Below are 24,810 nucleotides of genomic sequence, written 5' to 3'. Positions count from 1 at the left end.
CCGATCAGGTTTCTTATTCCCACTCCAGTTCGGCGAACACGGTCACCGCGTTCCGGGGGTTGTCCTCGTCGAACAGGCGCCAGCGCCCCCGTTCCGACGCGGCCGCCTCGGCCGACGCCCGGTCGATGGTGCCGCCGTCCTTCTGGATGGCGCGGATGTCGCCGACCAGCGCGGTCAGGTAGCGGCGGGTGTCTTCGGCTCCTTCCGGCCAGGGGGACGATGCCGGCCCGTGGCCCGGCACGACCCGCCGGGCCGGTACCCGGTCCAGGGCGTCGAGCACGCCGAGCCAGCCGAGCCCGCTGCCGTCGACCGTGGGCAGCCTCTCCTGAAACACCAGATCGCCCGCGAACAGCGTGCCGGTCGCGCCGTCGAACACCGTCAGGTCGTTGTTGGTATGGCCGGTCGGGTGGGCCGTCAGCTCCAGGGTGCGGCCCCCCAGGTCGATCCGGTGGGTGGCCTCGACCGTCACGGTCGGAGGAACCAGGACGGCCCGGGCCGCCGCCTCCTCGCCGAACTCCTCTTCGAGGCGCCGCTGGTAGGTATCGGCACGGGCCATCAGGGCGCCTTGGAAATTGGCATGCGCGACGAAGTCGGGGCGGTCGTCGAGGAAGGCGCCGTTGCCGAACACGTGGTCCGGATGCATGTGGGTGTTGATCACGACGCGGATCGGCAAGTCCGTCCGCTGCCGGATCGCCTCGCGCAGATCCCGGCCCAGGGCGGGCGTGTTGCCGGTGTCGATCACCGCGACCGCCTGCGTCCCGACGACGAACGCCATGTTGGCCACGTCGCCGCGGTTCGAGCGCTCGGCATATTCCGGCAGCCCGGCATGGACGAAGACTCCCGCGGCCACCTCCTCCACGCGCAAAGGATCGGCCATCGCGGGTTCGGCGCCGGACAGGCAAAACAGTATGATGGCCGCCCTCGATACCTTCATGACGACCAAGATAGTGGATCCCGGCTCCGCGAAAAACATCTCGATGGTCGAAAAGATCAGGCGGCTATCCGTAGAGCGGAATTTCGCATCTGCGAAGAATACCGAGAAGAGTGGGGAAAGAAGTCAGATGATTCGATGCAAGGGTTAGATCATTGCTGCGGCCTTCGGGGCCAGGGGATGCCGGCTGGCCGGCCAGCGGATCCGGAACCTGCCTTGGCCACGCCGGATCCCGGCCCCGGACGACCAAGGGCGTAAGCGCCCCTCCGCCTCAGATGCCGTCCGCCCGCACGATCACGGTGACGGTGCGCCGGAGGATCGCCATGTCCTGCCGGAACGACCGCCCCTCCACATAGGCGAGGTCGAGCCGGATCCGATCCTCGAAAGTCGTGCGGTGACGCCCGGAAACCTGCCACAGGCCGGTGATCCCGGGCTTCACGCGGGCGATCGCGGCGCGGGCTCCCGGATGGGCCTCCAGTTCGTGGGGCATGTAGGGGCGCGGGCCGACCAGGCTCATGTCGCCCGCCAGCACGTTCCAGAGCTGAGGCAGCTCGTCCAGGCTGGTCCGCCGGAGCAGGCGGCCGACCCGGGTCACCCGGGGATCGTCATGCAGCTTGTGGTGCCGCAGGTACTCGCCCCTCAGGACCGGATCCGCCGCCAGCAGCCTGTCGAGGCGGGCTTCGGCATCGACATGCATGGTGCGGAACTTGAGCGCGCTGAACGTCCCCTCCCCGGCACCGCAGCGCCGCTGCCTGAACAGGGCCGGCCCTGCCGTCTCCAGCCTCACCGCCAGCGCGGTCAGCAGCAGCAACGGCGCCAGCAGGCCCAGCAGCATCGCCGCGGCCGCGATGTCCAGCAGGCGCTTGGCCGGACCGTACGGCGTCGACCGCCCGGCGGCCGGCGGCGCCGTCGCGGGCATCGCCGCATCCCGATCCCCTGCTTCCATCACCGACATTGAGGCCTCCCCGTCGAGCGTCGTTCCGGACTTGTCGGCGGGACGTTAGCCGCACCGGCCGCGCGGCGCTGTGAGCCGGATTACAGGCGGAACCCCGGCGGGGCGCGCGGATCGAAGCGATCTTGTTCTCCGCGGCCGTGGATCGTTCCGCGGCGCCCCGCGTTCCCCTCCCATGCTTTCCGGACGGCAGCCGGACCTCCGGATCCCCTTCCCCCGCGAGACTCGAAGGAGCTTTTCCATGACCGAACAACAGACGCCCCTGCGTATCGTCGGAATTTCCGGCAGCCTGCGCAAAGGGTCGCTCAACACGGCCGCCCTGCGGGCCGCGCGCGATCTCGCCCCGCCCGGCGTGACGATCGAGATCTTCGACATCGCCGACATCCCGCTCTACAACGACGACGTCCGGACCGGGAACGGTTACCCGGAACCGGTCCAGGCCCTGCGCGACGCCCTGAAGGCGGCCGACGGCATCCTGTTCTCGACTCCGGAGTACAATTACTCGGTGCCCGGGGTGCTGAAGAACGCGATCGACTGGGCCTCGCGGCCGCCGGAACAGCCGTTCGACGCGAAGCCCATCGCGATGATGGGTGCCAGCCCCGGCGTGCTCGGCACCGTGCGCGCGCAGACCCACCTGCGTCAGTTCTTCACGTACCTGAACGGATTCGTGCTGAATCGGCCCGAAGTGATGATCGGGCAGGCCAATTCCAAGTTCGATCCGGAGGGACGGCTGACCGATCAGGGCACGATCGACTTCCTCAAGACCTTCCTGGCCTCCTTCGCCGATCACATTCGTTACCACCAACGTGCTAAATCAAGGCATTAGACGGTTGGACGATTGACCTCACCGGACGAATGGTCAACGATCGCGGCACAAGGGAAGAAATGTCTCGGTTGGGAGGGACTTTGTAATGGACGTACGTGCTGCCGTAGCCTTCGAGGCCGGCAAACCACTCAGCATTGAGACAGTACAGTTGGAAGGCCCCCGGGCCGGTGAAGTGCTGGTCGAGATCAAGGCCACCGGCGTCTGTCATACCGATGCCTACACGCTCTCGGGCGCCGACAGCGAGGGCAAGTTTCCCTGCATCCTGGGCCACGAGGGTGCCGGCGTCGTGGTCGATGTCGGGCCGGGGGTCACCAGCCTGAAGAAGGGCGACCACGTCATTCCGCTCTATACGCCGGAATGCCGCCAGTGCGAATACTGCCTGAGCCAGCGGACCAACCTGTGCCAGGCGATCCGCGAGACCCAGGGCCGCGGTGTGATGCCCGACGGCACCAGCCGGTTCTCGCTGAACGGTCAGCCGATCTGGCACTACATGGGCACCTCCACCTTCGCCAACTACACAGTGGCTCCGGAGATCGCGCTGGCCAAGATCCGCGAGGACGCCCCGTTCGACAAGGTCTGCTACATCGGCTGCGGCGTCACGACCGGCCTCGGCGCCGTGATCTGGACCGCCAAGGTCCATCCCGGCGCCAACGTGGTCGTCTTCGGCCTGGGCGGCATCGGGCTGAACGTGATCCAGGGCGCCCGGATGGTCGGGGCCAACATGATCGTCGGCGTCGACATCAACCCGTCGCGCCGCGAGATGGCCGAGAAGTTCGGTATGACGCATTTCGTCAACCCGAAGGAGGTCGAAGGCGACCTCGTCCCGTACTTGGTCAACCTGACCAAGGGCGGTGCCGACTACAGCTTCGAATGCATCGGCAACATCAATACGATGCGCCAAGCATTGGAGTGCTGCCACAAGGGCTGGGGCATCTCGACCATCATCGGCGTCGCCCCCTCGGGCGCCGAGATCTCGACCCGGCCGTTCCAGCTGGTGACCGGCCGCGTGTGGAAGGGCAGCGCCTTCGGCGGTGCGCGCGGACGGACCGACGTGCCGAAGATCGTCGACTGGTACATGGACGGCAAGATCAATATCGACGACCTGATCACCCATGTCGTGCCGCTGGACCAGATCAACGACACCTTCGACCTGATGCACGAGGGCAAGTCGATCCGCTCTGTCGTCACCTTCTGACGTCCGGCCGACGTCGGGCCGGCGATACGGACAAGAACGCCCGCGCGTGGCTTCACGCGCGGGCGTTCCCATTCGGGGTACGGGTTCCGGCAGGCGGCTTTCAGTAGCCGGAGCGGCCCGGCCGGCCACGCGGCGGGAAGCGGCTGGACGTGGACCTGATCTCCTGGCGCGAGCCGCCGACATCGTCGTCATCTTCGGGATTGCGGGCGGATTGCCTTTCCCGCTTGTTCTCGGCCTCCGCGCTGGCGATGGTCGCCTCCATTTCCCGGATACGCTCCTTCAGGGGGGCGATCACCGAGCCGTCCGGCTTGCGGGCGATGAACTGTGCGAGATCGTGCTTCAATCTGGCGAGTTGGCTCTTCAGAAGCGGCACGTTGGGCTTGGCGTTGGGATTGGGCTTCCCACCGCCGACCCGGTAGGCTTGCTCCTCGTATTTGCTCACGGCTTCCCTCCTGATTCGACCCACGATACACGGGGACCGTCCGGTGTACCCATGGGACCGGCTGGAGTACCGTAAGGTGCTTTGCCCCCGGGGTCACGCGGTTTAGGCCGCCGGAACATGGACCGGCGGCCCAAAGGCCAACGAAAGCCGGACCTTACGTCTGCTGTATCGCCGACAGGACCCAGCCGCCGCCGGCGGGGCGCCGGAAGGTCCAGACCTCGACGGCCTCGGTCGGCTTGGTCCGGTCGCCGTCCACCACGGAGTCGCCGGCCCGGTCGACCGTGTAATCCACCAGCGAGTAGCGCATGGCGACCGTGGCGTAGTCGATGGCGCCCTCGCGCCAAGCCTCGGACAGGTCGCCCTGGAGCAGGCGGACATCCTCGATCCGGTTGACGACGCCGCGCGCCGCGTTGGCGTCCAGTTCCTCCGCGAAGTAGGAGGCCATCTCGGGCGTGGTCAGCGACCGCAGGGCGGCGCGGTCCTCACGCCCGTAGCCGGTCTGGATCTCGCGCAGCAACCGTTCGAACGCCTCGTAATCGGCCGGCCCGATCCCGATGCCGTCGACGCCCTTGGGCGTCCTGGCCGTCCGCGCCGCGCCGCCTCCAAGCCCGGAGCCGGTCCCGGCATGCCCCCCGGAGGCGGCGCCCGGTGCGGCGCTGCGGTTCAGCGGTCCCCGGCCCAGCGGACCGCGGCCGCCGGGATTGCCGGCTCCGGCATAGGCCGGCTGGTTGCGGCTCCTGAAGAAGCGGACCGCGAGCCAGATCAGCCCGCCGATCAGCGCAACCTGGAGCAGGAACCCGAGAATCGACGCGAAGCCGCCCAGCCCACCGAAGAAGCCGCCCCCGAGCAGCATGCCGATCAGGCCGGCGCCCAGCAGGCCGCCGGCGAGACCGCCGAAGAATCCACGGTTGGCCGGGGCTGCCGGACGCTGGAGTCCCGCGGCGGCGCCGGGCTGCCCCGCCGTCGGCCGTTCCGTCGCGGAGCGTTCCATCGGGGCGGCCGTCCTTGGGGCCGTATTGGTCGGCGCGGGCGCTTCGTAGGTCCGGGCGCCCCGGCTGCCGAGATTGCTGTTCCGCCCGGGACGGGCGTCGACCGACGTCGCGACGAGCGTCAGGACGGCGGCAAGGGCTATGAGCGCCTGGGTGCGCCCGGGTTTTCTGTTCTGGGTCATGACCTGCTTCTTAGGGTCTGTTTCTTTTGCTTTCCCCATATGGGAGGTCGTGACCGGAATTTCAGCGATTCTCCGAACCGGTCCCTGCCAGCCCGGACCGGCCCGAGGGATCGCGCATCTGGCGCAGCCGATCTGACCGCCACTCCCAGAAACCGGCGCCGATATCGGCGATCTCGCCGTAGCCGCGAGCGGGACGGACCCGTTCGGAGAACGGGTCGGACGGCGGCGGCGACGTTCCCAGCAGTTGCCTGTCATCCGGCAGGGGCGTCAGGTTGCCGGTATGGTTGGGCGATCCAAGGGAATCGCGGTAGGTGTCGTAAGGGATCGCGCCCTGCGCGAAGGCGCCGGTCGGCACCAGGAGCAGGATCGCGCAGGGGACGGCGTGACGCAGCGGAAGGGGCATGGCGACGGCGCTCCGATTTCTCCGCCCGAGATTAACCGGAGGCCGCTCCGCTCCCCATGCTTCCGGCCGAGGTACGGCCGAATACTTCCAGGGTCCCGGCTGGACCACCCGGACCTAGCGCGGGTAGATGACCTGCTCGTCGTTCAGCAGGTTGAAGTCCCCGTTCGCCGCCGACGACCGCGCCAGGACGATGCTGATCCCACGGGTGCGCAGCGTATCGAGGACCTTGTCGGCATCCCTGATGTCGACGCTGCCTATCGGAAGCAACCTGTCGAGTTCCGCGATCGTGACGTTGCCCTGCCGTTTGCCGATATCCAGCAGCCTCAAGACAGGAAAGCTATGATCGACAGTAGCCACAGCCGGCCCTCCATCAAGGTTGTTCCGCCATAGCCCAACATCTTGGCCGCCGAATCGTCACTTCGAACCGCCCGCTGAACTCCCTTGCGGCGATGCTTGAAAGCAATCCCTTCGGATAAAACCTCGCCAAATGATCAGAAGCCGAACTCCTGCGTCGTTTGTTTTGCTGCAACGCACCGGTTAGAACCGCCAGAAATCTTCATATGAGGAAACTTCCATGGTAGGGCTTTTCGGCATCATACTATCCTTGGTACTGCTTATGTATCTGGCATACAGAGGCATCACGGTTCTCGTGCTTGCGCCTTTGCTTGCCGCCATGGCCGTTCTTTTCGCCGGCGATCTGCCGCTGCTGGCCACATATACGCAGGTCTTCATGACCTCGGCGGGCCGGTTCGTGACCACGTACTTCCCGCTGTTCCTGCTCGGCGCCCTGTTCGGCAAGCTGATGGACGACAGCGGGTCCGCGCGCGCGATCGCCCATGGAATCGTCGAGAAGCTGGGGGCCGAACGCTCCATCCTGGCGGTGGTCCTGGCCTGCGGGATCCTGACCTATGGCGGCGTCTCGCTGTTCGTCGTCGCCTTCGCGGTCTACCCGATCGCCGTGGCCCTGTTCCGCGAGGCCGGGATTCCCAAGCGCCTGATCCCCGGTGCCATCGCGCTGGGCTCGTTCACCTTCACCATGACGGCGCTGCCCGGCACCCCGGCGATCCAGAACCTGATCCCGATGCCCTATTTCGGCACCGACGCCTTCGCCGCCCCCGGACTCGGACTGATCGCCGCCGCGATCATGCTGGTCGGCGGCACCGCATGGCTGACCTGGCGCCACCACCGCGCCCATGCCGCCGGCGAGGGCTACGGCAACCATGCCGACGATCCCCGCCCGGAACCGCGCCCCCGCTCGGCCGGCGCCATGGCGATCGACCGGGACGAGGTCGCCGCCCCCGGGTTCCTCATCGCCGTGCTGCCGATCGTGCTGGTCATCGCGCTCAACTACGTCTTCACCAACTTCCTCATCCCGACCTGGGACACCGGCTACCTGGCGGAACCGAAATACGGCTCGACCACCGTCGACCGGGTCCAGGGCACCTGGGCCATCATCATCGCCCTGATCGTCAGCAGCGTGGCCGTCGTCGCGCTGAACTGGCGCGTCCTGCGCGACCGGGTCGTCACCTCGATCAACGAGGGCAGCCTGGGCTCCCTGCTGCCGATCTTCAACACGGCCTCGGAAGTCGGCTACGGCGCCGTCATCGCCTCGCTGGCCGCCTTCACCATCCTGCGCGACTTCGTGCTCAACCTGTCGCCGGACAACCCGCTGATCTCGCTGGCGGTCGCGGTCAACGTGCTGGCCGGCGTCACCGGCTCGGCCTCGGGCGGCATGAGCATCGCGCTGGAGACGCTCGGCAGCACCTATGCCGAGCTCGGACAGGCGGCGGGCATCAGCCCGGAACTGCTGCACCGGATCACCGCCATCTCGTCGGGCGGTTTCGACGCCCTGCCCCACAACGGCGCCGTCATCACGCTGCTGGCGATCTGCAAACTGACCCATCGGCAGTCCTACGTGGATATCCTGATGGTCGCGGTCGCCATACCGGTGACGTCGCTGATCACCGTGATCGTGCTGGGCACCATGTTCGGCTCGTTCTGACGAGGTCGCCGAAGGGGCGGCGGGACGCCGCCCCTTCCCGGACGCTCAGCGATTCCGGAGCTTCTTGTAGACGGTGTTCCGGGTGACGCCCAGGCGGCGGGCGGTTTCGGCGACGTTGCCGCCGGTCTGCTCCCAGGTCGCCACGACGCGGTCGATCACCGCCCGCTCCAGCGTCGAGGGTGACGGCGCGGGAGCGGTCCGGGCAGCGCCGACATGGTCGGCATCGATCAGGCCCCGCTCCCCGACCGCGATGGCGAGCCGGGTCAGCGCCCCGCGCAGTTCGCGGATGTTGCCGGGCCAGGGTCGCCCGGCCAGCGCTTCCAACGCCTCGTCCGTGATGGCGCAGCCGGGATCGATCGTCCGCAGCAGGTGGCGGGCGATGGCGGCGAAATCGGATCGCCCGGCCAGCGGCGGCAGTTCCACCTCCATCATGTCGAGCCGGTAGAACAGGTCGGCCCGGAAGCGCCCTGCGCCCACGGCCTCCGCCAGATCCACGTTGGTCGCGGCGACGAGTTGGAGATCCACCTTCCTGCGGGTCCCGCCGCCGACCGGACGGACCGTCCAGTCATCGAGCAGCCGCAGCAGGCTTCCCTGCACCGGCAGCGGCATGTCGCCGATCTCGTCCAGGAACAGGGTGCCCCCGTCCGCCTCGACGACCAGCCCCCGGGCGCCGCCCCGGCGGGCCCCCGTGAAGGCGCCCTCCGCATGGCCGAACAGTTCGGCCTCCACCAGGCTCTCCGGCAGCGCCGCGCAGTTCACCGGCACGAAGGCGCCGGAACGGCCGCTGGCGGCATGGGCGTGGCGGGCCATCAGTTCCTTGCCAGTCCCCGTGGCCCCCCGGATCAGGATCGGCACCCCCCGCGCCGCGGCACCGGACACCTGCCGCATCGCCGCCCTGACCGCAGGGTCCTCGGCGATGAAGCCGGCCTGGGCGCCGGGCGTCGTCCGGTCCTTGCGCGCATGGATCGGGCAGGCATGGCGCAGGTTGTCGATCGCCACGACGTAGCTGCTGCCCTCGTGGTCCTCCAGCCGCACACGGTCCCGGCGATGCCCCTCGTCCAGGAACCGGTGGAAGCCGGTCCGGAACAGTTCCGCGAAATGGTGCCCGGGTCGGGCCGGCAGCCCCTGGAGGAAGAACTGCGCCTGCCGGTTGGCCGCCAGGACCCTGCCCTCCCCGTCCACCGCCAGCAGGCCGGCGCTCAGGGTACGCAGATACTCGGCCCTGGTGTGGAAGATCAGGACGAGTTGGTCCCGGTACGCCTCGCGGAACAGCCCGTTCTCGATCTGGCGGACCGACATCTTCACCAGCGCCATGGTGTGCCGCTGGCGCGACCGGCAGTCGCTCGACGCGTCCAGCACGGCGGCGATCTCGCCATTCGGGCCGAAGATCGGCGCCGCGTTGCAGGTCAATCCGCCATAGGTGGTGAAGAAATGCTCCGGGCCGTGGACCGTCACCGGCGCCCGCATGGCCGCCGCCAGCCCCAGGGCGTTGGTGCCCTGGTGAAGCTCGCCCCACAGCCCGCCGGCCCGGATATTCTTGGCGTCGGCCGTGGTGCGGAAGGTATCGTCCGTGATGGTGTCCAGCACCATGCCCGCGGGGTCGCCCAACGCGATCATGAAATTCGAGCCGGAGATCTGGTGATAGAGGTTGTGCATCTCGGCCAGCGCCAGCCGTCGGGTCAGCTCGTGCCGCTCCCGCGCCTCGTCCAGCACGCTGCCGGCGGCGTAGAGAAGCTCCGGCGAGCGGTGCGGCTCGAGCCCGGCCTCAAGGCAGCGGTCCCAGGATTGCCGGATCTCCGGGGCGAGCAGGTCCGGCGAGGCGATCCCCCGGTCCTGGAGCACGATGCGCGCCTGCCTCAGGCGCTCCGCGGGCGAGAGCGATCCCATGTCCCGTTCCTCCCCTGACGACCTGTTATGTTCAAGTCTTGCACAGCCAAGGTGTGAGCAGGCGTTGATTATGTAAACACGCAATTCGGGGCAATTCCGGAGAATGCCGCGGATTCCCGCCGCTCCCGTCCCTGGCACGCCCATTGCCTCCAGGGTACCGGTCCCGACGAGGACCGGAACATCGACCGAATCACAAACGGGGAGGCTCATCCATGAAGGCGGCCGTGCTTTACGAATTCGACCCGTCGCTGACCAGCCCGCAATTCGTCCGGTACGAGGAGGTTCCCGATCCGAAGATCGAGAAGACCACCGACGTGATCGTGCGCATCGGCGGCGCGGGCGTCTGCCGGACCGACCTGCACATCGTCGAGGGGATCTGGCGCAGCAAGGTCGATGTCCAGCTTCCCTACATCATGGGCCACGAGAACGCCGGATGGGTCGAGGAGGTCGGCAAGGGCGTCGAGGGCATCAAGGTCGGCGACCCCGTCATCTGCCACCCCTTGGTGACCAGCGGCCACTGCCTCGCCTGCCGGCGCGGCGACGACATGCACGCGACCGACAGCAAGTTCCCCGGCATCAACGCCAACGGCGGCTACGCCGAGTACCTGCTGACCGGCGTCCGGTCCCTGATCAAGCTGCCGTCCAGCCTGACGCCGAAGGACGTCGCCCCCTATACCGACGCCGGCCTGACCGCCTACCGGGCCGCCAAGAAGGCGTCGCGCCACCTGCTGCCCGGCGAGTACGCCGTCGTGATCGGCGTCGGCGGCCTGGGCCATATCGGCGTCCAGGTGCTGGCGGCCCTGTGCGCCGCGGAAATCATCGCGGTGGACCGCTCGGACATGGCGCTGAACCTCGCGAAGGAATGCGGCGCGCATCATCTGGTGAAGTCCGACGGCACCGAGGTCGAGCAGATCCTGGCTCTGACCGGCGGACGCGGGGCCGAAGCGGTGATCGACTTCGTCGGGGAGGGCGACGCGGTCGAGAAGGGCCTCGCCATGACCCGCAACGCCGGCTTCTATTACATCGTCGGCTACGGCGGGAAAGTGGAGATCCCGACGATCGAGATGATCACGTCGGAGAAGACCATCGTCGGCAACCTGGTCGGCACTTATCCCGAACTGGTGGAGCTGATGGCGCTGGCCGACCGCGGCCTGGTCAAGCTGGCGACCCGCGAATACCGGCTGGAGCAGGCCAACGAGGCGCTGCACGACCTGCACCATGGCAAGGTCAAGGGCCGCGCCGTCCTGATACCCTGAGGCCCACATACCCGGAGGAGATCGCCATGGGTTTCGAACCCGAAGTCGCCCAGGCCGGCCCGTACGAGTGGGAGGTCGAGGAAGGCGATCTGGTCTTCTGGTGCCGGTGCGGACGCAGCGCCACCCAGCCGATCTGCGACGGCTCCCACGCCGGCACGGGGATCAGCCCGATGGGTTGGAGGGCGCCCGGCACCGGGACGGTCTTCCTGTGCGGCTGCAAGCGCACCGCCAACCCGCCGCTCTGCGACGGCCATCACAATGACCTCTGACGACGCGTTCCAGACCCTGATGGCCGAGCGCTACGCCATCGTCGCCAAGCTGACCGAGCTGAACTCGGCCCAGCTCACGCGGGAGGGCCGGCGCGCCGGGGTGGAGTTCGAGCTGTCGCGCTGCCGCCAGGATCTGGCGGCGGAGCCCACTCCCGAACTGTCGGCCCGGCTGGCCGAGCTGGAACGGGAGCACCGCGACGCCATCGAGCAGACGAAGAAGATCGAGGCTGAACGCGAGGCCCTGATCCTCAAGCTGGAAGACATCGTCCACCGGCTGAACGAACCGCACTGAACGCTGGACAGAACGAAAAACGGAGTTCCGACACCATGACCACTTCAGCCGCATCGGCCGAGGATGCTTCCAAGGACGAGTTCTTCAAACGGCTCGCCGACCTGTCACAGGAAATGATCGCCGCCCACGGCGAGGACTTCACCATGGGCGCCCTGATCCTAGGCGCCCGCTACATCGCGGAGAAGAAGGCGAAACCGGAGGAGGCGGCGAAGAAATAGCGCCTCGATCAGTGGCTCGGCATGGCGAAGCGCATGAGGCTGTAAACGGTCACGACCAGCCCCGTCAGCGCGACATACATGTGCCAGTAGCTCGGCAGGTGCTTCATCGACAATTGGAGCGCGAGGACACCTTTGCTCAAGACTTTCATCTCGGACTTGATCCCGCTGACCTCGGTTTCAAGCGTCTCGACGCGCATGTCCGTCCGATCCAACTGCCTGTCCATCTGCTTGGAATGCTCATCGATCTTTTCCAAGCGCTTGTCCACCTGCTCGAAGCGCCGGTCCACCTGCTCGAAACGCCGGTCCACCTGCTCAAAACGCCGGTCCATCTGCTCGAAACGCCGGTCCATGCGAACTCCGAGCTCGTGTATGGCGGCAAGGATCACTTCACGCTCGCTGCCGGTAACTTGGCCGAAGCTTCCACCAGTCATCGTCATCCCGCCGTCGTATTCCAGGTCCGGCATATTCGCCGTGCCAAAAAAGTAGCATGGCGTTGCGGAGCGCTCCAGAGAACAATCCGGATCACCGGGAACGACATACTGTCGCATGACGCGAACTAATCAAATTCCCACAACCGTCCACGTCGGCCCGTTTTGAAACACTCCAGCAGGCCTGAACGTCCCATAAGTAAACAATGACCACAGATCAGTTCGGGAAAAGGCTCCCCAAGCCAGTATTTTCAAGGAGCTTCGAGGCCCCCAAGAATTGGCACGGCCTTTGCTGACTATCACAAGCACAACAAAGCACCGCCCATGACGCAGTGCAATAAACAAGGAAGTAGTGCGGGGAAACGGACATGACAGCAGCACGGCGGAAAATTTCTGCACCCTGAGCGCATGCCACGCTCCGGAACGTCATGGATCGCCATCCCGGACTGAACTCAAGCCGGCCCGAAGAGCCGGCCAAGGCGGAAACCTGTCGTTATACGAAATGTCGGCAACGAGATTCCAGCCAACGAATTCCAGGGAGTAAACCATGCCTGACGGTTTGACGCTCAACAAGATCATCGCTCAGAAGGGCATCAGCATCGGCGAGGCGGCGCGCCGGGTCGCGGACTTGGGCTGGACCCCGTCCTATGTCCAGGAAGCCATGACCTTCCCGACGGACTACAAGATCTCCAAGGCGCCCAAGGACCCCATGAAGCAGGTCCTGCGGTCGTACTTCCCCATGCAGGAAGAGAAGGACAACCGGGTCTACGGCGCGCTCGACGCGGCGTTGCGCGGCGACATGTTCCGCAACGTGGAGCCCCGCTGGGTCGAATGGATGAAGCTGTTCCTGGCGATCATCCCCTTCCCCGAGATCTCGGCCGCGCGCTCCATGGCGATGGTCGGCCGGCTGGCGCCGGGCGATGACCTGCGCACCGGGTTCACCATGCAGATGGTCGACGAGTTCAGGCACTCGACCATCCAGATGAACCTGAAGAAGTGGTACATGGAGAACTACATCGACCCGGCCGGGTTCGACATCACCGAGGCGGCGTTCGGCAAGTGCTACGCCACCACCATCGGCCGTCAGTTCGGCGAGGCATTCGTGACCGGCGACGCGATCACCGCCGCCAACATCTACCTGACCGTCGTCGCCGAGACGGCCTTCACCAACACCCTGTTCGTCGCGATGCCGTCCGAAGCGGCGCGGAACGGCGACTACGCCCTGCCGACCGTGTTCCTGTCGGTCCAGTCGGACGAGAGCCGGCACATCGGCAACGGCCACTCGCTGCTGATGTCGATCCTCAACAATCCCGACAACCACCAGCTCCTGGAGCGCGATCTCAAATACGCGTTCTGGCAGAACCACGCGATCGTGGACGCCGCCATCGGCACCATCATCGAGTACGGCACCACGAACCGCGACAAGAACAAGGAGAGCTACGCGGAGCTGTGGCACCGCTGGATCTTCGAGGACTACTACCGGACCTACATGCTGCCGCTGGAGAAGTACGGCATCAAGATCCACCATGACGACGTCCACGAGGCGTTCGACCGGATCGTCAAGAAGAACTACGTCCACAAGGTCGCCCAGTTCTTCTCCGCCGGCTGGTGGGCCAACTTCTGGCGCATCGAGGCCATGACCGAGCGCGACTTCGAGTGGTTCGAGCACAAGTATCCCGGCTGGTACGACGAGTTCGGCGCCTGGTGGGAGAACTACGCCAAGCTCAGCAAGCCCGGCAACCCGCCGATCACCTTCGTGGACACCGGCTACGTCTATCCGCACCGCTGCTGGTCCAACCTGGTGCCCTGCCTGATCCGCGAGGACATGGTGGTGGACGAGGTGGACGGCCAGATCTACACCTACGGCCACGAGGTGGACCGCTGGACCCACAAGGTCGCCTTCCAGGGCGAGTACGAAGGTCGGCCGACCCCCGCCATGGGCCGTTTCAGCGGCCATCGCGAGTGGGAGAGCATGTACCATGGCTGGGACCTGGCCGACGCGATCAAGGACATGGGCTTCGTCCGTCCCGACGGTAAGACCCTGATCGCCCAGCCCCACCTGTCGTTCGACGAGAAGGACATGTGGACCCTGGACCATGTGCGCGGCTACGAGATCAAGAGCCCCCTGATCACGCTCCGCGAGATGACTCCCGAACAGCGCGAGAAGCACGTCGCCGAGTACAAGAAGGGCTTCAAGGTCCATCGGATCTGACGTCCGGCCGGGACAGGGGAGCGCCGCCAAGGCGCTCCCCGACTTCCGCCCGATACCGCCAGATCTTCGTCCAGGGGAAACGCACATGACCCAGAACCCGTTGGCCGCCCGCGCGGTCCACACGGTCCTGTTGCAGCCCGCCGGCATCGAGATGGAAGTCGAGGAAGGGGAAACCGTTCTCGATGCCGCGTTCCGCCAGGGCATCTCGCTGATGCACGGCTGCAAGGAAGGACAATGCTCAAGCTGCAAATGCGTGCTGGTCGACGGTGACGTCGAACTTCTGAAGTATTCAACGTTCGCGCTGTCCGAGATGGACCGCGACACCAACCATATCCTGCTCTGCCGCACGCTGGCCTACAGCGACATCGAGGTCGAGCTGCTGAACTATGACGAGGACCTGCTGTCCCGTTCGATCGCGGTCAAGGACTTCGCGGCCAGGCTGACCGCCATCGTCCCGCTGACCCACGACATCTTCCGCCTGGAACTGGAGATCGAGCAGCCGCTGAAGTTCTGGGCCGGCCAGTATGTCGACGTCACCATCCCGGGCAAGGGTATCACGCGCTCCTTCTCGATGGCGAACCCGCCCAGCGACCCCCACCACCCGCACTTCATCATCAAGAAGTACGCCCAGGGCGCCTTCTCGGCCCAGCTCGACGGGAGTCTCAAGGCCGGGGACAGCCTGATGCTGCGCGGCCCGTTCGGTACCTGCCTGCGGCGCGAGAACCGCTCCGGCCCGATGGTGCTGGTGGGAGGCGGCTCGGGCATGTCGCCGCTGTGGTCGATCCTCCAGGACCAGATCGGATGCGGCGAGCCTGCCCGGCCGATCCGCTTCTTCTACGGCGCCCGCCAGGCCCGCGACCTATTCTACCTCGACCGTTTCGCCGAACTGAGCGAACGCCTGCCCGACTTCCGCTTCATCCCGGCGCTGTCCGACGCGGCGCCCGAGGACGGCTGGACGGGCGAGACCGGCTTCATCCACGAGGTGGTGCGCCGGCATCTCGGTACCCTCGGCGACGCCTCCGACATCGACGTCTACTCCTGCGGGCCGCCGCCGATGATCGACGCCCTGCTGCCGGTGCTCCAGGTCGGCGGCGTCGAGCCGGACCGCATCTATTTCGACAAGTTCACGCCGGCCCTCCGGTGAGGGCCGTCCGACAACATTCGCAAACGGGGAGGAAAACAAAAATGACGGCACAGGTTCAGGAAACGGAAGTCAAGTCCGGCGCCGCCGGCGCGAAGAAGTTCCCGGGATGGGACAGCCGCAAGTACAATTACTATGAACCGAAGGGACGCAAGGCGACCCATTACGAGGACATGACGGTAGACGTCCAGCCCGATCCGGAACGCTACCTGCTCCAGAACTGGATCATCTCCTTCGCCGACGGGACGCCGACCTACTACAAGGGCTGGACCAAGCTCCAGTCGTCGGACTGGCACAAGTTCCGCGCGCCCGACCAGGAATGGGAGCGGACCCATTACCAGCGCCAGTCCACCATCGAGGGCATGATCAAGAACGTCGTGGACAATGCCCGCAAGTCGGGCGCCCCGTCGCGCTTCGATCAGCGCTGGGTCAAGATCCTCCAGGACCATGTCGGCGCCTACAAGCATGCGGAGTACGGGTTGGGCAAGGCCACCATGCATGCCCAGCGCTACGGCTACACGCAGATGGTCAACAACGCGATCCTGACCAACTCGTCCTACAAGCTGCGCTTCGCCCAGGACCTGACGCTGTACCTGAGCGAGATCGGCATGGACCTGCCCGTCTTCGACGCGACGGCCGGCAAGACCCACTGGCTCGAGGATCCGGTCTGGCAGGGTGCCCGCGAGGCGACCGAGGCCGTCATGGGCGCCGAGGACTACCTGGAGCAGTATTTCGCGACCAACGTCGTGTTCGAGCCGCTGGTCGCCGAGCTGTTCCGCAGCGGCTTCGTCATGCAGCTGGCCGCCGCCCAGAACGATTTCGCGACCCCCGCCGTGGTGTCCGCGGCCGAGGCCGACTACGAGCAGAACCTGGCCAACACGGTCGAGCTGTTCCACCTGTTGGCCCAGGACGCCGAGCACGGCGAGGCGAACCGCAAGGTCATGGAAGGCTGGCTGGAGAAGCACGGCGCCCTGTGCGTCAAGGCGGCGAACCAGTTGCAGCCGGTCTGGTCGCAGCCGCGCGTCAAGGCGGCCCAGTTCACCGACGCCTTCGCGGCCTCGTCCAACCGCCTCAGGGCCATCTGTGCCGAGATCGGCATCGAAGTGCCCGCCGCCGTCGCGATCGCGCCGGCCGCCGCCCCCGCCCAGCCGGCCGCCGACGCCTGAAAACCCCGGATCGAGAGAGGAGAAAAGAGCCATGAGCGTCGCCCATGACTTCAACATCTTCAAGCCCATGCAGGACCTGACCTTCGAGCACACGATCTCGCACCAGTGCGGCGTCACCATGAACGACAGCGTCGAGGCGCGCTGCATCGCCGAGGTGATGGAGAGCAAGCCGGGCATCAAGGTGACCTACATGCCGGCCATGATCCGCATCGACGGCGAAGGCAGGATGGAATTCAAGATGGACGAGATCAGCGAGGCGCTGGGCCGCGAGATGACCCCGCACCTGTTCGAGATCTCCACCTCCACCCATTACGGCCGCATGGTCATGATCGACGACAACACGGTCATGCTGTTCGGCAACATGGACGACGCGCTCGAATACACCTGACCCGACAAGATCCAATCAAGAACCGATCGGCGGAGGAAACGATGTTCAAGACGGCGGAAGGCGAGGAAATCTTCATCATCGACGGCCACACCCACCTGTGGGACGGCAGCAAGGAGAACCAGAAGAACGTCCACGGCGCGCAGTTCATCGACTGCTTCTACGGCTACCATACCGCGCTGAGCCCCAAGGATTATGTCTGGCCCAAGGAGAAGTTCGACAAGTACGGCGCGGAGACCATGTACAACGACCTGTTCGTCGAGGGCTACGACGACATGGCGATCTTCCAGCCGACATACCTGAAGGACTTCTACGTCAACGGCTTCAACACGACGGAGCAGAACGCCGTCCTGAAGGAGAAGTATCCCGACCGCTTCATCCTCAACGGCGCCTGGGACCCGCGCGACGGCGAGGCGGGCATCGAGGCGCTGCACGAACTGGTCGAGAAGTACAAGATCAAGGGCGTCAAGCTCTACACGGCGGAATGGAAGGGGGCCAGCAAGGGCTGGAAGCTGACCGACGAATGGGCCCAGCGCTACATGGCCGAGTGCGTCAAGCTGGGCGTGAAGAACATCCACGTCCACAAGGGCCCGACCATCCTGCCCCTGAACCGCGACGCCTTCGACGTGGCCGACATCGACGACGCGGCGACCAGCTTCCCCGAGCTGAACTTCATCGTCGAGCATTGCGGCCTGCCGCGCCTGGACGATTTCTGCTGGATCGCGGTGCAGGAGCCGAACGTCTACGGCGGGTTGGCGGTCGCCCTGCCCTTCATCCACAGCCGGCCCGACTACTTCAACCAGGTGATCTCCGAGCTGCTGTTCTGGCTCGGCCCCGACCGGCTGCTCTACGGCAGCGACTACGCGATCTGGTCGCCCAAGTGGATGGTCGAGAAGTTCATGGCGCACGAGCTTCCCGACACCATCAAGAAGGACAAGGGCGTCGATCTGAACCTGGATGCCAAGCGGAAGATCCTGGGGCTCAACGCCGCGAAGCTCTACGACATCGACGTGCCGGCCCACAAGGCCAGGCTGAGCGGGACGGCGCCGGCCCATGCCGGGGAACAGACCATGGCGCAGGTCGCCGAAGTCCTGGGAGACTGACGCCCATGACACCCCACGTCACCTCGGGCGACCCCCGCGTGGCGGAGGTGTGGGCGAGCCTGGCTGCGGTGACGGACCCCGAACTCGACGAATCCGTGACGGAGCTCCGCTTCGTCACGGAGGTCGAGGTGGACGCGGAGGACCGCGTCCATATCGGGTTCCGGCTGCCGACATACTGGTGCGCCGCCAACTTCGCCTTCCTGATGGCCGACGACATGCGCGTCGCCGTCTCCGCCCTCCCCTGGGTCCGGCAGGTCCTGGTCGACCTGCGCGACCACATGTATTCCGACACGATCAACGAGGGGCTGGCCCAAGGCCGCTCGTTCAAGTCGACCTTCAGCGACGAGGCGGCCGACGAGGACCTGGACGACCTGCGCCGGACCTTCCGGATCAAGGCGTTCCAGCGCCGGCAGGAGGCGGTGATCCGTTACCTGCTCGACCGGGGATGGACGGTCCCGTCGATCCTCGACCTCGACTGCCCGCGCCTGGCGACGCTGGCGATCGACGACGCCGAGGTCGCCCGCCAGTGCCGCCGCTACCTGGAAATCCGCCGCGAGTTCGGCGGCCCCGGCGACGCCGCCTTCACGACGGCGCAGGGCGAACCGATCGACCCCCGGAACTTCGCCGAATACCTGTCGGTGCTTCGGCGGGTCCGGATCAACACGGAGTTCAACGGGCATCTCTGCCGGGGCCTGCTCCAGGCCCGCTATCACGACCCCGCGCCGGACGGGGAGCCCACCCTGGCCGACTTCATCGCCGGCCGGGTGGCAACAGGGAACACGGGAGGGAACGACGGATGCCGAAAATGATGCTCCACCGCGCCGAAGCGCGCGCCGCCCTCGGCCGGGGCGTCGAGAAGCTGACCCTGGCGGTCCAGGGCACCCTCGGCCCCAAGGGCATGAACGCGATCATCGACCGGCCCATCGGCACGCCGATCGTCTCCCGGGACGGTGTCAGCATCGCCGACGAGGTCGAGCTGGAATGCCGGTTCGAGAACATGGGCGCCCAGGTGGTGCGGGAGGTCTCCAAACAGACCAACGAGATCGCCGGCGACGGCACCACCACCGCCACCGTGCTGGCCAACGCGCTGATCCAGGGCGGGCTGAAGGTCCTGGAAAACCAGGGCAGCCCGGTCGATCTGGTCGCCGGCATCGACCGGGCAGCGGGAGCGGTCATCGAAGCGCTGCGGAAGTCCGCCAAGCCTCTCTCTGGCCACACGCAGCTGGAAGCGGTCGCCACCATCGCCGCGACCGACCCGGCGCTGGGGCATCTGGTCGCCGAGGCGCTGCGCCGGGTGGGAAGCGACGGCATCGTCGAGGTGACGTTCGGCCCCGGCATCGAGACGACCCTGGAAGTCGTCGAGGGCATGTCGTTCGACCGGGGCTACATCTCCCACCACATGGTCACCGACGTGGAGACCATGCGGGCCATCCTGGACGATCCGCACATCCTGATCACCGACCAGCGGATCTCCTCGCCCGACCAGATCGCCCATATCCTGACGGAGGTCTCCGCTACCGGCCATCCGCTGCTGATCATCGCCGACGAACTGGCCCCGGAGGTCGTCGTTACCCTGATGGGCATGCGCCGCAACGGCGCGGGCCTGGCGGTCGCGGTGAACCCGCCGGAATTCGGCCACTGGCGGAAGGCCATGCTGGAGGACATCGCGATCCTGACCGGCGGACGGGTCATCGCCCGCGATCTCGGCGGCCGGCTGGAACAGGTCACCCTGGAGGACCTGGGAAGCGCCGACCAGGTCCGGGTCGGCCAGAGCTTCACCTCCCTGATCCGCGGCCACGGCGATCCCGAGCTGATCCGCGCCCGCCGCGCCCAGGTGCAGCGCCAGTTCGACGCGGCTCCGCCCAACATCGAGCGGGACAAATACACCGAACGGCTCGCCAAGCTGACCGGCGGCACAGCCACCATCCTGGCCGGCGGCGCCACCCCCGCGGAGCAGAAGCGCCGGGTCCAGCTGCTCGACGACAGCCTCAACGCCGCCCGCGCGGCCCTGGAGGAAGGCGTCGTGCCCGGCGGCGGCACGGCCCTGATCCAGGCAGCTTCCGCCCTGGACGGGCTTGCGGACCAGACCTCGGGCGGCATCCGCGACGGGGTGCGGCTGTTCCAGCGCGCGCTTGCGGCACCGCTCGGCTGCATCGCCGAGAACTGCGGCCTCGCGGCGAACGACATCGTGGCCCGCGTGGCCGAGGCGCCCCGGGGCACCGGGTTCGACGCGCGGACCGGCCAGTTCACCGACCTGATAGAGGCCGGCATCACCGACCCGGTCAAGGTCACCACGACGGCGGTGCGCAACGCCTCGTCCGCCGCGTGCCTGATCCTGAACACGCACACGCTGATCGCGGACAGGCCCGACATGTCCGATCCCACGGCCGGACCGGCGCTCGGTGCCGGAGCGGAGAAGTTTGGACGCGAATAGGCTTGGTTGGCAGTGAGATCCGCCGCTACCTGCCGGCCGGGGGTGCGACGCACGGGGCTGACCGCCGGTCCCGTGCGTCAATCTTGCGGTGGGCGGTGAAGCCGAAGGAGATCGTAAGAAGAGATCACCCGAACTTTATCGTTACCCAAAGACTGTGCGCAGTGTAAACTCCATGTTCCGGACCGCGCCGTCTGAGCACTAATAATAGGATCCGGGCGAGGGAGTGTGAATACATGCCCAAGACGGGAATCGGAGCGGCGATGCCGCCCCGTGCCGCTGCCCATGCCGATGAGGCGTCGATCATGCGGGCATGGGAGGATTTCCTGGCCGGCGTCGACAGCCATCCGCCGGTCCGGAACGTGGTCGTCAATTCCTGGCGGCGCAGCCTCGAGAGCGGCGTGAATGCTCATGGTTCCAGCGCTCCCCTGGCAGTCCGGGACGACGGGCTGCACCATCTCCGCATCCGTAACCGCGACCTGCTGACGGCGGCGGCCGGGACCCTTGCCGAGGCGGTGGACCTGTTCATCGGCACCGGGTCGATCATGCTGGTCACCGATCCCGAAGGCGTCGTCCTGACCACCGTCGGCGACCGCGCGACCCTGGAAGCCGGCCGCGAGATCCATCTGGAACCCGGCGGGGCCTGGCACGAATCGGTGGCCGGGACGAACGGCATCGGGACCGCGCTGGTCACCCGGCAGCCGGTCCTGGTCCATGCGACCGAGCATTTCTGTGCCGGGGTCAAGTCCTGGACCTGCGCCGCGGCGCCCATCCGAGACCCGATCGACGGCTCGCTTGTCGGACTGCTCGACATCTCCGGCCCCCGCCAGACCTTCCAGCGCCACAACCTCGCCCTGGCCGTCGTCGCCGCCCGCCAGGTCGAATGGGCCATGGCCGACCAGGCGCGGCAGGAGCGCGTGAAGCTGCTGGAGGCCTGCGTCGCCAAGCTGCCGACCTGGGTCGAGGACGGCATCATCGCGGTGGACCGGAAGGGTCGCGTCCTGCACATGAGCGAACGCGCCCGCGGCTTGCTGGAGCACGGCACCGGCCCTGCCCGGGTGGTGCTCGACAAGGAGTCCAGGGTCGCCAGCCTCGACCCGTCGTGCTGGCCGGCCGAGTGGACCAAGCCGCTTACGGTCGACGGCGAAACCCTGGGCGCCCTCCTGGTCATCCCGGCGAAACCCCGGCGCACGGCCAAGTCGGCGGGGCCGCGCCACGAGGGCGACGCCCGGCGCGGCAGCTTCGCCGCCATCGTCGGCTCCAGTCCCTCCGTCCGCGACGCCATCGACCGGGCCCGCAGGCTGGCGGGCCGGCGGGCGCCCGTGCTGATCGAGGGGGAGACCGGCACCGGCAAGGAGCTGTTCGCCCGCGCCATCCACGGCGAGGGTGCCGCGTCGCCGTCAGATCCCTTCGTCGCCTTCAACTGCGGCGCCGTCTCCAAGGAACTGGTCGCCAGCGAGCTGTTCGGCTATGTGCGCGGCGCCTTCACCGGGGCGGCAACGGAAGGTCGGCTCGGCCGCTTCGAACTGGCGCATGGCGGCACCCTGTGCCTGGACGAGATCGGCGAGCTGCCGCTGGACCTCCAGCCATACCTGCTGCGCGTCCTGGAGGAGGGCATCGTCTACCGGGTCGGCGACAGCGAGCCGCGGCACGTCGATGTCCGCCTGATCGCCATGACCAACCGCAACCTGCGCGACGAGGTCGCCGCGGGGCGGTTCCGGCAGGACCTCTATTACCGGATCAGCGTGACGACGGTCCGGATCCCGCCGCTCCGCGACCGTGCCGGCGACACCGACCTCCTGGTGCCCCATTTCAACGACCTGCTCGCCCGCCGCCACGGCCTGACGCCCAAGCGCTTCGAGCCGGCCGTGATGGACGCGCTGCGCCGCCACTCCTGGCCCGGCAACGTGCGCGAACTGCGGAACGTGGTCGAAAGCCTTCTGCTGATGAGCGACGAGGAGACCGTCACGCTGGCGGACCTGCCGCCCGACATCGTGCCGGCCCCCGCCGAACCGGCGGCCGGGCACCGGCTCGACCGGCTGGAACGCCAGGCGATCGAGGCCACCATCGCCGCCCATACCGGCAACCTGACCAGCGCGGCCCGCGAGCTGGGTATTTCCCGGACGACCCTGTACCGCAAGATGGAGCAGTACGGGCTGGAGCGGTATCAGTAATCCCGGCCGGGGCGCGCCCTGTAGACCGGCAGCGAAACCCCGAAGGCGATTCCGATGGCGCGGGTTCCGAAAGCGGTCAGGAAACCCGCCGCCTGCGACCACAGGGCGCCCGCTTCCGCCAGGATCAGCAGAAGATAGACCAGGGCGCCGGCCGCCGCTGCGGTCGCGTAGATCTCCTTGCGCAGGATCAGCGGCACCTCGGCGCACAGCACGTCGCGGATGATGCCGCCGAAGGTGGCCGTCATGACGCCCAGGATCACGGCGACCGGCAGCGGCGCCCCGGCGGCCAACGCCTTCTCCGCCCCGGTCACGCAGAACAGCGCCAGCCCGGCGGCATCGGCCCAGAGCAGGGCCTTGTAGCGCGATTCGAGGTAGGGTGCCGTGAAGAACAGCAGCACCCCGACGCCGATGCAGGTCATCACGTATTCCGGCGCCGAGATCCAGTAGACCGCCCCCTGCCCCAGCAACAGGTCGCGCATGGTGCCGCCGCCGATCCCCGTCACGGTGGCGATCAGGCAGAACCCGACGACATCCATCTGCTTGCGCGACGCCGTCAGCGCGCCGCTGGCCGCGAAGACGGCGACGCCGCAGAGGTCGAGCCAGGCGATCCATTGGTCCAACGCGAGTCTCCCATGCCGATGGTTGGGGCTCCACCTTCTATACAGGCATGCCCAAGGGTGCGAAGCTGGGCGGACATATCCCCGCGACGCGGAAGACTCAATGACATCGCTGTCCGCAGGACGGGCCAGGCCCGTCAATCCCCATTGGCTCGCGATCGTCCTCAGCTCGCTGATGGCGTTCGCCCCGTTGGCCATCGACATGTATCTCCCGGCCTTGCCGGAGATCGGCCGGAGCCTCGCCGCCTCCCCGGCATCGGTCCAGCTTTCGCTGTCCAGTTTCTTCCTGGGCTTCGGCTCAGGGCAACTGGTCTGGGGACCGCTGGGCGATCGGTTCGGCCGGCGCGGGCCGATCACCGTCGGCATCCTGATCTACATCGCCGCCAGCTTCGGCTGCGCGCTGACCACCGACGCCGACCACCTTGTGCTGTGGCGTTTCGCCCAGGCGTTCGGCGCCTGCGCCGCCCCCGTCCTGGCCCGCGCCATGGTGCGCGACCTGTTCCCCCAGGACCAGGCGGCGCGCATGCTGTCGCTGATGATGCTGATCATGGGCGTGGCGCCGATGGTGGCGCCGCTGCTGGGCGGCCAGATCCTTGTGCTGCTCGGCTGGCGCGCGATCTTCTGGGGGCTGGCGGCCTTCGGGCTCGCGGTGCTGCTGGCGCTTTTCTCGATACCGGAAAGCCTGGCGCCGGCGGCGCGCCGGCGGGTCGGCATCGGCGCCATGCTGTCGGGCTACCTGCGCCTGCTCGGCGACAGGTCATACCTGGCCTACTCGCTGGCCGGCGCCTTCTTCACCGGCGGCATGTTCAGCTACATCGCCGGGACGCCGTTCGTCTATATCGAGTATTTCGGGATATCGCCGCAGTCCTATGGCCTGCTGTTCGGCGTCAATGTCGTCGGCATGATGATCTTCAACCTGGTGAACCGCCGGCTGGTCCTGGCGGTCGGCTCCGACCGCGCGCTGCGCTACGGAGCCCTTGGCTGCGCCGCGTCGGGTATCGTCCTGGCGGCTCTGGGCGCCACCGGAAGCTTCGGGCTGGCGGGTGTCGCCGTGCCGCTGTTCTTCTATCTCGCCATGCTGGGTCTGGTCGGCGCCAACTCCATGGCGGGCGCCATGTCGGTCGTGCCCGGCATGGCCGGCGCGGCGTCGGGCCTTGCCGGGACGATACAATTCGGCGTGGGAGCCGCGGCGAGCGCCCTGGTCGGCTGGCTGTCGGACGGAACGCCCGGGCCGATGGTCCTGGTGATCGGGGCCATGGGCATCTGCTGCGCCCTGGCGGCGCTGGCGCTTCCGGCGCGGACGTGACGA

The 24,810-nt window shown here is 67.2% G+C and carries 25 protein-coding genes; 16 read left to right on the top strand and 9 right to left on the bottom strand.

Features of this window, described 5'->3' with window-relative positions; translation table 11 throughout:
- Window positions 1–13: 13 nt before the first annotated feature.
- Both IGS68_RS06240 and IGS68_RS06235 read right to left on the bottom strand, forming a co-directional pair.
- Window positions 14–877: a quinoprotein relay system zinc metallohydrolase 2 gene (locus IGS68_RS06240; RefSeq protein ID WP_247881199.1), complete on the bottom strand. Its 864-nt coding sequence runs from the start codon at window positions 875–877 to the stop codon at window positions 14–16.
- A 325-nt stretch (window positions 878–1,202) separates the two neighbouring features.
- Window positions 1,203–1,850 carry a sugar transferase gene (locus tag IGS68_RS06235; RefSeq protein WP_201078175.1) on the bottom strand — a complete coding sequence of 216 codons (648 nt, stop codon included), beginning with the start codon at window positions 1,848–1,850 and terminating at the stop codon, window positions 1,203–1,205.
- A gap of 274 nt (window positions 1,851–2,124) precedes the next feature.
- Here IGS68_RS06235 and IGS68_RS06230 point away from each other — a divergent pair, with 274 nt between their 5' ends.
- Complete coding sequence (locus IGS68_RS06230) at window positions 2,125–2,709, top strand: NADPH-dependent FMN reductase (RefSeq protein ID WP_201078173.1); 585 nt, start codon at window positions 2,125–2,127, stop codon at window positions 2,707–2,709.
- Between the two features lie 85 nt (window positions 2,710–2,794).
- A complete protein-coding gene (locus IGS68_RS06225; protein ID WP_201078171.1) occupies window positions 2,795–3,904 on the top strand; it encodes an S-(hydroxymethyl)glutathione dehydrogenase/class III alcohol dehydrogenase in 1,110 nt (369 codons plus the stop codon).
- 100 nt (window positions 3,905–4,004) lie between these two features.
- On the opposite strand, the gene IGS68_RS06220 is transcribed toward IGS68_RS06225, so the two are convergent.
- The 4 genes from IGS68_RS06220 to IGS68_RS06205 form a co-directional block, all read right to left on the bottom strand.
- The gene (locus tag IGS68_RS06220) at window positions 4,005–4,346 is read right to left on the bottom strand and encodes a Gas vesicle protein V (RefSeq protein ID WP_201078169.1); all 342 of its coding nucleotides are present in this window, start codon (window positions 4,344–4,346) and stop codon (window positions 4,005–4,007) included.
- Between the two features lie 154 nt (window positions 4,347–4,500).
- Window positions 4,501–5,517, bottom strand: a complete 1,017-nt coding sequence (locus IGS68_RS06215; RefSeq protein WP_201078167.1) for a Tim44 domain-containing protein — start codon at window positions 5,515–5,517, stop codon at window positions 4,501–4,503.
- 61 nt (window positions 5,518–5,578) lie between these two features.
- Complete coding sequence (locus IGS68_RS06210) at window positions 5,579–5,920, bottom strand: hypothetical protein (RefSeq protein ID WP_201078165.1); 342 nt, start codon at window positions 5,918–5,920, stop codon at window positions 5,579–5,581.
- Window positions 5,921–6,034: 114 nt separating this feature from the next.
- Window positions 6,035–6,247, bottom strand: a complete 213-nt coding sequence (locus tag IGS68_RS06205) for an RNA polymerase sigma factor region1.1 domain-containing protein (RefSeq protein ID WP_206379351.1) — start codon at window positions 6,245–6,247, stop codon at window positions 6,035–6,037.
- A gap of 247 nt (window positions 6,248–6,494) precedes the next feature.
- On the opposite strand from IGS68_RS06205, the gene IGS68_RS06200 reads away from it, so the two are divergent.
- Window positions 6,495–7,922, top strand: a complete 1,428-nt coding sequence (locus IGS68_RS06200) for a GntP family permease (RefSeq protein ID WP_201078163.1) — start codon at window positions 6,495–6,497, stop codon at window positions 7,920–7,922.
- 45 nt (window positions 7,923–7,967) lie between these two features.
- On the opposite strand, the gene IGS68_RS06195 is transcribed toward IGS68_RS06200, so the two are convergent.
- On the bottom strand, window positions 7,968–9,809 hold the full coding sequence (locus IGS68_RS06195; RefSeq protein ID WP_201078162.1) for a sigma-54-dependent Fis family transcriptional regulator: 1,842 nt from the start codon (window positions 9,807–9,809) through the stop codon (window positions 7,968–7,970).
- Window positions 9,810–10,021: 212 nt separating this feature from the next.
- Between IGS68_RS06195 and IGS68_RS06190 the strand changes: the two genes are divergently transcribed.
- From IGS68_RS06190 to IGS68_RS06175, 4 genes are read left to right on the top strand one after another with little or no spacing between them, the layout of a single operon-like run.
- Window positions 10,022–11,065 (top strand): NAD(P)-dependent alcohol dehydrogenase, encoded by a 1,044-nt coding sequence (locus tag IGS68_RS06190; RefSeq protein WP_201078161.1) that lies wholly within the window; start codon window positions 10,022–10,024, stop codon window positions 11,063–11,065.
- 26 nt (window positions 11,066–11,091) lie between these two features.
- Window positions 11,092–11,334 carry a CDGSH iron-sulfur domain-containing protein gene (locus IGS68_RS06185; RefSeq protein ID WP_201078160.1) on the top strand — a complete coding sequence of 81 codons (243 nt, stop codon included), beginning with the start codon at window positions 11,092–11,094 and terminating at the stop codon, window positions 11,332–11,334.
- Window positions 11,324–11,626, top strand: coding sequence for a hypothetical protein (locus tag IGS68_RS06180; protein ID WP_201078153.1), 303 nt, complete (start codon window positions 11,324–11,326; stop codon window positions 11,624–11,626). Before IGS68_RS06185 ends, IGS68_RS06180 begins: the two co-directional genes overlap by 11 nt.
- Before the next feature lie 35 nt (window positions 11,627–11,661).
- Complete coding sequence (locus IGS68_RS06175; protein WP_201078151.1) at window positions 11,662–11,844, top strand: hypothetical protein; 183 nt, start codon at window positions 11,662–11,664, stop codon at window positions 11,842–11,844.
- A gap of 8 nt (window positions 11,845–11,852) precedes the next feature.
- Here IGS68_RS06175 and IGS68_RS06170 read toward each other — a convergent pair whose 3' ends face one another.
- Entirely contained in the window at window positions 11,853–12,308 is a 456-nt protein-coding gene (locus IGS68_RS06170) for a hypothetical protein (protein WP_201078149.1), read from the bottom strand.
- Window positions 12,309–12,819: 511 nt separating this feature from the next.
- On the opposite strand from IGS68_RS06170, the gene IGS68_RS06165 reads away from it, so the two are divergent.
- From IGS68_RS06165 to IGS68_RS06130, 8 genes are all read left to right on the top strand, one after another.
- Entirely contained in the window at window positions 12,820–14,484 is a 1,665-nt protein-coding gene (locus tag IGS68_RS06165; protein WP_201078147.1) for an aromatic/alkene/methane monooxygenase hydroxylase/oxygenase subunit alpha, read from the top strand.
- 85 nt (window positions 14,485–14,569) lie between these two features.
- Window positions 14,570–15,628 carry an NADH:ubiquinone reductase (Na(+)-transporting) subunit F gene (locus IGS68_RS06160; protein ID WP_201078145.1) on the top strand — a complete coding sequence of 353 codons (1,059 nt, stop codon included), beginning with the start codon at window positions 14,570–14,572 and terminating at the stop codon, window positions 15,626–15,628.
- Window positions 15,629–15,669: 41 nt separating this feature from the next.
- The gene (locus IGS68_RS06155; RefSeq protein ID WP_201078143.1) at window positions 15,670–16,791 is read left to right on the top strand and encodes an aromatic/alkene monooxygenase hydroxylase subunit beta; all 1,122 of its coding nucleotides are present in this window, start codon (window positions 15,670–15,672) and stop codon (window positions 16,789–16,791) included.
- A gap of 31 nt (window positions 16,792–16,822) precedes the next feature.
- Entirely contained in the window at window positions 16,823–17,179 is a 357-nt protein-coding gene (locus IGS68_RS06150) for an MmoB/DmpM family protein (protein WP_201078142.1), read from the top strand.
- Between the two features lie 41 nt (window positions 17,180–17,220).
- Window positions 17,221–18,279: an amidohydrolase family protein gene (locus tag IGS68_RS06145; protein WP_201078140.1), complete on the top strand. Its 1,059-nt coding sequence runs from the start codon at window positions 17,221–17,223 to the stop codon at window positions 18,277–18,279.
- 5 nt (window positions 18,280–18,284) lie between these two features.
- Window positions 18,285–19,088, top strand: a complete 804-nt coding sequence (locus IGS68_RS06140) for a metal-sulfur cluster assembly factor (protein ID WP_201078138.1) — start codon at window positions 18,285–18,287, stop codon at window positions 19,086–19,088.
- Entirely contained in the window at window positions 19,076–20,713 is a 1,638-nt protein-coding gene (groEL, locus tag IGS68_RS06135) for a molecular chaperone GroEL (protein ID WP_201078137.1), read from the top strand. Before IGS68_RS06140 ends, groEL begins: the two co-directional genes overlap by 13 nt.
- A 233-nt stretch (window positions 20,714–20,946) precedes the next feature.
- Window positions 20,947–22,884, top strand: a complete 1,938-nt coding sequence (locus IGS68_RS06130; RefSeq protein ID WP_201078136.1) for a sigma-54-dependent Fis family transcriptional regulator — start codon at window positions 20,947–20,949, stop codon at window positions 22,882–22,884.
- Here IGS68_RS06130 and IGS68_RS06125 read toward each other — a convergent pair.
- Entirely contained in the window at window positions 22,878–23,504 is a 627-nt protein-coding gene (locus IGS68_RS06125) for a trimeric intracellular cation channel family protein (protein WP_247881198.1), read from the bottom strand. The genes IGS68_RS06130 and IGS68_RS06125 overlap by 7 nt on opposite strands.
- A 100-nt stretch (window positions 23,505–23,604) precedes the next feature.
- Here IGS68_RS06125 and IGS68_RS06120 point away from each other — a divergent pair, with 100 nt between their 5' ends.
- Window positions 23,605–24,807: a Bcr/CflA family multidrug efflux MFS transporter gene (locus IGS68_RS06120; RefSeq protein ID WP_247881197.1), complete on the top strand. Its 1,203-nt coding sequence runs from the start codon at window positions 23,605–23,607 to the stop codon at window positions 24,805–24,807.
- The last annotated feature ends 3 nt before the right edge of the window (window positions 24,808–24,810 follow it).

Source organism: Skermanella sp. TT6, assembly GCF_016653635.2.
Classification (GTDB): Bacteria; Pseudomonadota; Alphaproteobacteria; order Azospirillales; family Azospirillaceae; genus Skermanella; species Skermanella cutis.
Note: the sequence above shows the minus strand (reverse complement) of the source record. Positions and strands in the feature narration are given on the sequence as shown.

Bases quoted from the DNA above. Each gene is read 5' to 3' on its own strand.
- IGS68_RS06240 (WP_247881199.1), bottom strand. From the start codon at position 877: ATGGCCGATCCTTTGCGCGTGGAGGAGGTGGCCGCGGGAGTCTTCGTC.
- IGS68_RS06235 (WP_201078175.1), bottom strand. From the start codon at position 1,850: ATGCCCGCGACGGCGCCGCCGGCCGCCGGGCGGTCGACGCCGTACGGT.
- IGS68_RS06230 (WP_201078173.1), top strand. From the start codon at position 2,125: ATGACCGAACAACAGACGCCCCTGCGTATCGTCGGAATTTCCGGCAGC.
- IGS68_RS06225 (WP_201078171.1), top strand. From the start codon at position 2,795: ATGGACGTACGTGCTGCCGTAGCCTTCGAGGCCGGCAAACCACTCAGC.
- IGS68_RS06215 (WP_201078167.1), bottom strand. From the start codon at position 5,517: ATGACCCAGAACAGAAAACCCGGGCGCACCCAGGCGCTCATAGCCCTT.
- IGS68_RS06210 (WP_201078165.1), bottom strand. From the start codon at position 5,920: ATGCCCCTTCCGCTGCGTCACGCCGTCCCCTGCGCGATCCTGCTCCTG.
- IGS68_RS06200 (WP_201078163.1), top strand. From the start codon at position 6,495: ATGGTAGGGCTTTTCGGCATCATACTATCCTTGGTACTGCTTATGTAT.
- IGS68_RS06195 (WP_201078162.1), bottom strand. From the start codon at position 9,809: ATGGGATCGCTCTCGCCCGCGGAGCGCCTGAGGCAGGCGCGCATCGTG.
- IGS68_RS06190 (WP_201078161.1), top strand. From the start codon at position 10,022: ATGAAGGCGGCCGTGCTTTACGAATTCGACCCGTCGCTGACCAGCCCG.
- IGS68_RS06185 (WP_201078160.1), top strand. From the start codon at position 11,092: ATGGGTTTCGAACCCGAAGTCGCCCAGGCCGGCCCGTACGAGTGGGAG.
- IGS68_RS06180 (WP_201078153.1), top strand. From the start codon at position 11,324: ATGACCTCTGACGACGCGTTCCAGACCCTGATGGCCGAGCGCTACGCC.
- IGS68_RS06175 (WP_201078151.1), top strand. From the start codon at position 11,662: ATGACCACTTCAGCCGCATCGGCCGAGGATGCTTCCAAGGACGAGTTC.
- IGS68_RS06170 (WP_201078149.1), bottom strand. From the start codon at position 12,308: ATGCCGGACCTGGAATACGACGGCGGGATGACGATGACTGGTGGAAGC.
- IGS68_RS06165 (WP_201078147.1), top strand. From the start codon at position 12,820: ATGCCTGACGGTTTGACGCTCAACAAGATCATCGCTCAGAAGGGCATC.
- IGS68_RS06160 (WP_201078145.1), top strand. From the start codon at position 14,570: ATGACCCAGAACCCGTTGGCCGCCCGCGCGGTCCACACGGTCCTGTTG.
- IGS68_RS06155 (WP_201078143.1), top strand. From the start codon at position 15,670: ATGACGGCACAGGTTCAGGAAACGGAAGTCAAGTCCGGCGCCGCCGGC.
- IGS68_RS06150 (WP_201078142.1), top strand. From the start codon at position 16,823: ATGAGCGTCGCCCATGACTTCAACATCTTCAAGCCCATGCAGGACCTG.
- IGS68_RS06145 (WP_201078140.1), top strand. From the start codon at position 17,221: ATGTTCAAGACGGCGGAAGGCGAGGAAATCTTCATCATCGACGGCCAC.
- IGS68_RS06140 (WP_201078138.1), top strand. From the start codon at position 18,285: ATGACACCCCACGTCACCTCGGGCGACCCCCGCGTGGCGGAGGTGTGG.
- groEL (WP_201078137.1), top strand. From the start codon at position 19,076: ATGCCGAAAATGATGCTCCACCGCGCCGAAGCGCGCGCCGCCCTCGGC.
- IGS68_RS06130 (WP_201078136.1), top strand. From the start codon at position 20,947: ATGCCCAAGACGGGAATCGGAGCGGCGATGCCGCCCCGTGCCGCTGCC.
- IGS68_RS06120 (WP_247881197.1), top strand. From the start codon at position 23,605: ATGACATCGCTGTCCGCAGGACGGGCCAGGCCCGTCAATCCCCATTGG.